Consider the following 8,299-nt stretch of genomic DNA (forward strand, 5'->3'; position numbering starts at 1 on the left):
GCAGGAATAGCAAGGATATAAATGACAATTATACCGCGAGAAAACCAGTACAATATGTACAAACTAACATTAGTATTAATGACCAATTGACAAATAAAATAGGTGAACATCATACTTTGGTAGGTGGCTTTGAATATACAAAAGATAGTATTGATAGAGCTTCTCAGACTATTAAAAACAAAGATTTCCATAATACAGCTTTATATATACAAGATATTTGGGATTTTTCCAAACAATACAATTTAACATATGGTCTGCGTTATGATAATCATTCCAAGTATGGAAATCATACCAGTGGTAGTGCGACTATCGGTTTTACACCTGATGATAAGACAAATTTTTATGCGTCTTATAAGCAGTACTTTATTGCGCCAACGGTAAACCAACTGTATTCTTCCGGTTCTGGCAATCCAGATTTGAAATATGAAACAGGCTATACTTATGAGCTTGGCGTGAAGCATTACTTTGATAAGAATACAACTATTGATTTGAATGCTTATAGACGTAAATCCAGCGATGCTATCGGTTTGGTAAAGAAAAATGATGGCAGTGATGATAGTATCTATACTAACTATGATATTGAAAAAACAAAAGGTTTTAGCGTAAAGGTTAATAAGAGTATTAATGACTGTATTAATCTTGGTGCTGGCTATACTTATATTTATGTTGACCCGCAACCAAATAAGAACCCTAATAAAAACGGATATTTGCCACGAGGTGTATGGAATTTTAACATCGGCTATGACAATGACCGCTTGGCGGTAGATTTTGACGGACGTGGAGTTATTAACAGGGAAGGACGTAAAGCAGCTAAGGTGCATACGTCTACAAGCTTTTGGGTGTGGGATATAAGTGCTAATTATAAATGTAGCAATAGTATCAAATTGTTCGGCAAAATAGGAAATATTTTTAATACCAACTATACTGAAAGAGTATATGATTTGGATCCAGAGGCATGGTACGCTTCACCAGGAAGAAATTATATGGTTGGCATGGAATATACTTTCTGATTAAAGGTGTTAGATAATGGGACAACAGCTTTTGCGAAGATTTAAAGGCTATGGTTGTAGCATGATAGGGGCTTGCCGCGTTGTGGCGTATGCGGAAGATGTGGTAGTAATCTTAAACAGCCCACTGGGATGTGCACATATTTTGCGTGACAGGGAGCTGGAACGCAACTATCAGGCTACCAACGCTATGCGTGGAATGTTTAACAGCATTGGTAGAAGGATTGTATATACAAATTTGACTAATGATGACTGCATCTACGGATCCGGAAAAAAGCTGGCTGCTACAATAGGCATGGTTGCGGAATTATATAACCCTGCCTATATCTTGGTGGTTAATTCGTGTATGGTAGGGATTATCGGTGATGATATTGAAGCAGTAGCTGCGGAAGCAGAAGGTACCTATAAAGTGCCAGTCATTTCAATTAATAGCTTTGGCTTTATGAATGGCGCTTACTCTAATGGCTTTAAGCTTGCTGTCAGCATAATGCTCAATCGATTTTGTACACTTCAAGAAAAGCGGGACGATACAATAGTTATAATAGCTCCATTTGAAGGAAAACACTCTGCGGCATTCCGCACCATAGAGCAATATCTTTACTTCTTAGGTCTGAAGAAAGTTATATTATTCCCGGGAGCTGCTAGTTTGGAAGAAATAAAGCTATTGTGTACCTGCCGCTATGGTGTCATTATCGATCATAATAACATGTTGGTAGCGGATTATGAGTCAGCGGCGAATTTACTTAACGAAAAACTTGGAATCCAGATACTAGATTATGCTGATCCGGCAGGTTTTAAGGAAACATTGACTTGGCTGGAAAGAATACATATTGCTCTGCAATCGCCAGAATACAGTTACAAGATGCTTTGCGAACAGTTAAAACAGCAATATAGTCAATTCATAAATGATTTTTTAGCTATAGCTGGTAAAGGGAATAAGGTTAGCATAGTTATCAGAGATGCTAAGGTTATACTCAACTTTACATGGCTGAATGAGCTGTTGGATGATTTGCAGCTGGAAGTAGAAGGCATTTATATGGATCAGGATAATTCAATGGCGAACGGAAATGTCCTAGATACTTTGCTGCATGATGTACCAAGGCTTTCAAAAATAGACCGCTTTTATCTTACCATAGAAGAAATCAGCTTAAGGTTAGATGGCAAAAATGTGCTTTCTGTGAGAGTACCACGAGACTTATTACCATTTGCCGTGTCGTTACCATACATGAATATGGGCTTTGGGTTAGAAGGCCTGCAAATGGTAATAGAAGATATCAAAAGAATGATAGTACAGAAAAAGCATAGAGGCTATTATGAATAAACGCTTATATGAATTAAAAAAAGAAACAAATTATTGTGCAGGTGTGGGAGAAATTGCCTGCTTGCTTGAGCATATTGGGGAAGCCGTTGTGTTGGTTAATGGACCGCGATTTTGCTACTTGCAAATGAAACGAATACTTCAGCAAATGCTACCATTTAGTATTGAAGACAGGCTATATTGTAGTGATGTTGACGAAAACGCCATTGTTTTTGGTACAGAAGGCAAAGTAAAGAAGGTCTTGAGGCAGATTAAAACACAAAAGCAAGCAATAACATGTATAGGTGTTGTCAATTCTTGTGCTGTTAGTTTAATAGGTGATGACATTTTAGGCATTGTAGCAGAAGAAATTCCTGATGTGTGTTGCTTAAGTATGGAAAGCGGTGCTATGACTGGCGATTTCTGGGATGGTTATAACTATGCATTTAAGATGGTAGAGCAGGCAGGCCTAAAAGTAACATTTGGCTGTTTGCGGGGGTATAGTTTGTGCTATTATAATGCTTATTATGATATGCAGGAAATTCGTCGTTTACTTCGTCAAGGGTTGAATTTGCAGTATCAGGATTTTCCTGTAATAGCATCAGAATTATCCCAAGGGAATGAAGGAATACTTGAATCAGGTATACCATATGGTTATACTGGCACTTGGCAATGGCTAGAAAAGATAGCAAAGCAACGCAATCTTTCTACGGATAAGCTACAAATATTAAAAAAAGAGTCTGAAGCTAATTATAAGATGTTTAATGCTGCTGAATTTAGCTTGCAAAAGGAATGGGGTAGCATTTATTTCCCGATTATTGTAGTTGCGGCGCCAGAGTCAGTTGCATATGCTTTGGCAAAAAGTCTGACAATGGAATTAGCAGGATTTGATAAAATGTACTTAATTATTCACGGAAATATGAAGCAGAAAAATGCTGATGGTCCATATAAGATTGTTCGGGATATGGATGATGTGCTACAAGATAATAGCGGTTCAGTAATTCTTATTATAGGTAGTAGCATTGAAAGTGAGCAGTATATACGCCGTGCAGGACGCAGAGCATATTTTATTGCAGTATCCCAGCCAGTTTATGATGATATCAGTTGTATGCCGCTTGCGGGAATAACAGGTTACTATAATTTTAAAAAACTGCTTTGGCAGCAGTATATACAAATGCGATATGATAAAGTAATTGAGGCAGAAAGATGAAGCGACTAATTTGTGTAATAATGCTTGTAACCTTAGCCTTTTGTGCAATGGCTTGTGGGAAAGGGCTGAAAACACATGATGAAGAAGCCTTATATACTGTTCAAGATGCTACAGGCGTTAATATAAGCTTTAAAGAGAAACCGCACAGGATATTACCATTAGGTGTTGGTGTGCCTGATATAGTAATGGATCTTACTGGACCAGAACGTATATTGGCTTTGCCAAAGTATTTTTCTGATGCGCAAGTGTCGTTTATTGCAGATAAAGCAAAAAAAGTGCCGATAAAAACAGAACGTATTATTCCTGTTGAACAAATAATGAAGCTTAAGCCAGATTTGGTTTTGGTGCCATATAATGCCGACAGGACGAAGATTGAAACGATGCGCTCTATGGGAATAAAGGTTTTCGTTGTTAAAGCACCGCATAATATGCAAGAAATAGAGCAATGTGTATTAGATGTAAGTGAAGCAGTAGGTGAAGCTGAAAAGGGAAAGTCTATTGTGCAGAACATGAAGAGTATCTTTGAGCTGATAAAAAAGACTAATTCATCTATTCCAGTGACTGAACGGAAAAAAATACTTGCTGTATCTGTAGAAGGTGCATTTGGCGTAAAAGGTGGATTGTTCGATGATTTATGCCATTACGCATATATAGAAAATGCGGCTGGAAATATTGAACTGCCAACTGGTGCACGTATTGGAAAGGAAGGTATAGTAAAATTGCAGCCGGACGTTATTCTTTTACCGACTGCTACCAGGATGATGGCAGATAGCAAACGTAAAACTGCTATAGATGAAATCCTCCATGATCCGTCATATATGACTTTAAAGGCTGTACAAAATAAGCAGATTATTGCTTTGCCAGATAAATATTATCGTTACTGTGTGTCACATTATGCTGCAGAAGCTGCATATGTTTTAGCAAGTTCAGTATATCCACAATATTACAAGCAACTACAAATGCCGGGATTATTAGCTGGTATTGAAGAATGAAGGATGGACTATACTGCATAGCATATTTTTTCGTAGTAATTTCACAGAATGCTTGCAAGGCTTTTAACGCCGCTTGTCGAATATAATAAGTATTCGAGGAGGTATGCGTTATGAAAAATAAAAAATGGATTGCAACAGCACTTGTGTGTGGTTTTGTTTTAGGTAACAGTATGCCTGCAGCGCAGGCTGGTATTTTGGATAAGGTCCTCAAGGGTGGTGCGATTGGTTATGCTGTAGATGCTACCGCTCCGGCGCTGAATAATGCAATTAACTCTGTAACGGCTAAATACGGTGTAAGCTCTACAGATGCGACGAAGGTAGTGCCGATTATTTCTGTTGGTGATGGCAGTCGTGCCGGTGCGGCGCAGGTTTCGGGACCGCAGTCTAAAGTAGACCAGGTAAAGGCGGCGCTGATGATTGAGCAGACGCTTTTGGGCGTGCGTTGTAAGGTGCTGATTCCGGTGGATAATGTGTCTTATCAAAATGTTAACCGCGTGCAGGGCGTTGGCGTGAGCGCTTCGCTGGACGTAAAGCTTTAAAAGAAGGAAAATGACATAAAAAACCAGCATATCATAGTTGATATGCTGGCTTTTTTATGGAGAGCTTATTCGTTTACTTTGTACCAGAAGGGACGCAGGAAGTGCAGATAGCATACCTCGTTAACTTCAGGACCGGGCTCACGGCGCCCGATTTGTACGCGGATTTCCTGATCACCTATTTTTACCAGATAGTCGATGATTTCGCCAAGGAAAGCCTTGCGGATAACTATACCACGCACGCCGTTGGGATCGGTTTCGCTGGTAAAGCGAATCTCGGTTGGACGGCTGGCGAGGTTGAAGACAGTTTCGCCACGCATACGGTCCGGGATAACAAGTGCGGACGGAAGTGCATGCTGTGAGCCTTTGATGAAGGCCTGGTTTCCTTGCCAGGTAACATCAGAGAAGCTGGATACACCGATGAAGCTGAAAACGAATTTGTTGGATGGGTTGTTGTAAACATTGAGCGGTGTATCAATCTGCTGCATAACACCTAATTTCATAACCAGGATACGGTCGGAAAGTGCCATTGCCTCGGATTGGTCATGTGTTACGTAAATAATGGAGAAGCCATATTTGCGCTGCAGGTCTTTGATTTCAAAGCGCATTTCCTCACGCAGATGCGGGTCCAGACTGGAGAGAGGTTCGTCAAGCAGCATTACGTCAGGATTAATAGCCAGCGCACGTGCTAAAGCAACGCGCTGTTTGCCGCCGCCTGACAGGTTGGCCGGGCTGTCTTCTGCTGATTTCAGCAGGTTGGTAGCAATGAGGGCATCACGTGTGCGTTGGTCAATTTCACTCTTGGGCAGTTTGCGCAGACGCAGCGGAAAAGCAACGTTTTCGTAAACACTCATGTGCGGCCATACAGCAAAGGCTTGGAAAACCATGCCGAAATTACGGTTTTCCGGAGGTGTATAGTGATGCTTTTTAGGTGAGGAAAGCAGGCGGTCGCCTACCCATACTTCACCGTCAGACAAATCTTCGAAGCCTGCCACCATGCGCAGGGTGGTAGTTTTGCCGCAGCCTGATGGTCCCAGCATGGAGAAGCATTCACCCTTGCCGATTTCCAAATTCAGGTTATTGACAGCGGTTACATCGCCAAATTGTTTGGTTACATTTACTAAACGGATATAGGACATAATTAACCCTCTACTTTCTTGGTAAAACGATTAATCAGCATTTGACCGACTACAATCAGGATCAGGGCGATACCTGCGAGGGCTGTAGACATAACCGTTTCGCCGTCCTCGTTTAAGGTATAGATAGCAACACCGATGGTTCTGGTGGTAGGAGCATACAGCATAATGGATACGGTTAATTCGCGCAGTGCCGGTAGGAAAATCAGGAAGAAAGCACTGATCATACCGGGCTTAACCAAAGGAATAACAATATCCTTTAATGATTGCCACATGGTTGCGCCGCAGGAGCGGGATGCTTCCATCAGGGAATCATGCACCTGTTCCAGGGCTGCAGAGTTAGCCTTCAGAGAGAATGCCATGTAGCGGGCGATGTAGGCTACAAGAATAATCCATACTGTGTTGTAGAGGTTAACGCCAAATTGGCCGCTCCAGGCAAGGATTACGCCGAGGGCGATAACGGAGCCGGGTACGGAGAAGGGCAGCATGCCCAAGAATTCCAAAATACCTTTGCCGCGAACCTTCATCTTAACAATTACATAGGAAATCATAACACCGGCAAACATAGTGATAATTGCTGCTGCCAGGCCTAAGCTGATACTGTTGAAGATAGCGTCTTTGGTAACTTCATATTCAAAGAGAATATATTTGTAGTTGTCCAAAGACAGGTTTTCCATCGTAAATGGCAGGCCGTAGGTCTTAACGCCGCCTACAAGGAAGATAACTGCCGTAGGCAGCAGAATCGTGAAGGCGATGTAAGCCAGACAGAAAAACAGCAGCGGGTAACGCAGGCCACGCAGTTTGAGCTCCATAGGACGGAAGCTTTTGCCGCCGATAATCTGGTAATGGCCGGTGCTGAGAATTTTTTTCTGTGCCCAGATAATGCAGGCTGCGGAAACAACGAGTACGGTTGCTAATACTGTACCGGTACGGATAGATTCAAAGCTACCGCCGCTCTGGTGAATTTTTTCATAAATAAGTGTCGGGATGTTGTAAATACCCTGTTCAATACCCAAAACAGCTACAGTACCGAAGTGAGCCATGGAGTAAAGCATGATCAGCAGCGCGCCGCTCATGATAGATGGCATAACCAGTGGAATGGTGATTTTGCGGGTAATTGTAAACAGGCCGGCACCGGAAATACGGGCAGATTCTTCCAAGGTAGGGTCCATACGTTCCAGTGCACCGCAAACCTGGATAAATACGAACGGGAAAAGATACATGACCTCAACGGCACTGATGCCATGGTAGGTGTAGATATCGAAAACCGGACCGGAAAAACCGAAGGTTTCGATAAAGAATTTGTTGATATAACCGGAGTTAGGAGATAAAAGCATTTTCCATGCTAATGCACCGATGAATGATGGCAACATAAAGGGTACAAGGAAAAGGCTTTTCATAAAGTTCTTATAGGGCAGGTCAGTACGTGTTACCAGCCAGGCAAAGAAGGTACCGACAATAGTACTGCCGATAGTGGTCATGCTGGCGATAATCAGTGAATTGATGAGAGCCTGGAAGGTTTCAGGCTCGGTGAGTACCTCATAAAAGTCGTGGCTGTTAAAGGAGCCGTCAACAAAGAATGCGTTAAACAAAATCAGAAGTACCGGCCAGGCAACGAAGATGACCAGTACGGCGATAGAGATAAAAAGAATCAGCTGAGCTACGCCAAAGCCGGAATCTTTTTTGATGGTGCCTGTGCTCATTATTCTTCTACCTCCTTCAATTGCTCTGCATCAAACCAGAGCAGGCTACGGAAGGTGATGTAGCATTCGTCGCCTTCCTTAAACATGAGATTGTTATTGATAGCTTCATGCGTCAAAAGCTCTGTACGCAGGCTTTCGCCGTCAATATCGATGGCATAGTCCATGGTTGCGCCCAGGAAGTTGGCACGATGGATAATGCCTTTCAGTCCGGGGCCTTCACGGTGGATTTCTACATCTGAAGGACGGAAGGCTGCTACCCAGGCAGCTGCTTTGCCCTTAGGTGTTTCCCAGGGAACCTCCTGAGTGCCGTTGCCTACGACAAATTTGCCGTTAGCTTCCTTGACTGCCAGAAAATTAGCAATGCCCATAAATTTAAAGATGAATAAATCAGGTAGATTGTATAATCAACTTGAACAAA

At 42.1% G+C, this 8,299-nt stretch carries 8 protein-coding genes; 5 read left to right on the top strand and 3 right to left on the bottom strand.

The genetic code is table 11. The features are described 5' to 3' along the window. The 5 genes from BN587_RS08965 to BN587_RS08985 form a co-directional block, all read left to right on the top strand. Positions 1 to 1,010, top strand: a 1,010-nt coding sequence (locus BN587_RS08965; protein ID WP_303684948.1) for a TonB-dependent receptor plug domain-containing protein, incomplete at its 5' end; no start/stop codon positions are given. Positions 1,011 to 1,026: 16 nt separating this feature from the next. Next, a complete protein-coding gene (locus tag BN587_RS08970) occupies positions 1,027 to 2,328 on the top strand; it encodes a nitrogenase component 1 (RefSeq protein ID WP_021720784.1) in 1,302 nt (433 codons plus the stop codon). Beyond that, positions 2,321 to 3,514 carry a nitrogenase component 1 gene (locus tag BN587_RS08975; RefSeq protein WP_021720785.1) on the top strand — a complete coding sequence of 398 codons (1,194 nt, stop codon included), beginning with the start codon at positions 2,321 to 2,323 and terminating at the stop codon, positions 3,512 to 3,514. The genes BN587_RS08970 and BN587_RS08975 overlap by 8 nt, the downstream gene beginning before the upstream one ends. Next, complete coding sequence (locus tag BN587_RS08980; protein WP_021720786.1) at positions 3,511 to 4,506, top strand: ABC transporter substrate-binding protein; 996 nt, start codon at positions 3,511 to 3,513, stop codon at positions 4,504 to 4,506. Before BN587_RS08975 ends, BN587_RS08980 begins: the two co-directional genes overlap by 4 nt. A 110-nt stretch (positions 4,507 to 4,616) precedes the next feature. Continuing rightward, complete coding sequence (locus BN587_RS08985) at positions 4,617 to 5,045, top strand: hypothetical protein (protein WP_021720787.1); 429 nt, start codon at positions 4,617 to 4,619, stop codon at positions 5,043 to 5,045. Positions 5,046 to 5,110: 65 nt separating this feature from the next. On the opposite strand, the gene BN587_RS08990 is transcribed toward BN587_RS08985, so the two are convergent. From BN587_RS08990 to BN587_RS09000, 3 genes are read right to left on the bottom strand one after another with little or no spacing between them, the layout of a single operon-like run. Further along, entirely contained in the window at positions 5,111 to 6,181 is a 1,071-nt protein-coding gene (locus BN587_RS08990) for an ABC transporter ATP-binding protein (RefSeq protein WP_021720788.1), read from the bottom strand. Between the two features lie 2 nt (positions 6,182 to 6,183). Next, positions 6,184 to 7,881: an ABC transporter permease gene (locus BN587_RS08995; protein WP_021720789.1), complete on the bottom strand. Its 1,698-nt coding sequence runs from the start codon at positions 7,879 to 7,881 to the stop codon at positions 6,184 to 6,186. Beyond that, complete coding sequence (locus tag BN587_RS09000; protein WP_021720790.1) at positions 7,881 to 8,249, bottom strand: TOBE domain-containing protein; 369 nt, start codon at positions 8,247 to 8,249, stop codon at positions 7,881 to 7,883. Before BN587_RS09000 ends, BN587_RS08995 begins: the two co-directional genes overlap by 1 nt. Positions 8,250 to 8,299: the final 50 nt, after the last annotated feature.

Origin of the sequence: Phascolarctobacterium succinatutens CAG:287 (assembly GCF_000434895.1) — a bacterium.
Lineage (GTDB): Bacteria > Bacillota > Negativicutes > Acidaminococcales > Acidaminococcaceae > Phascolarctobacterium_A > Phascolarctobacterium_A succinatutens_A.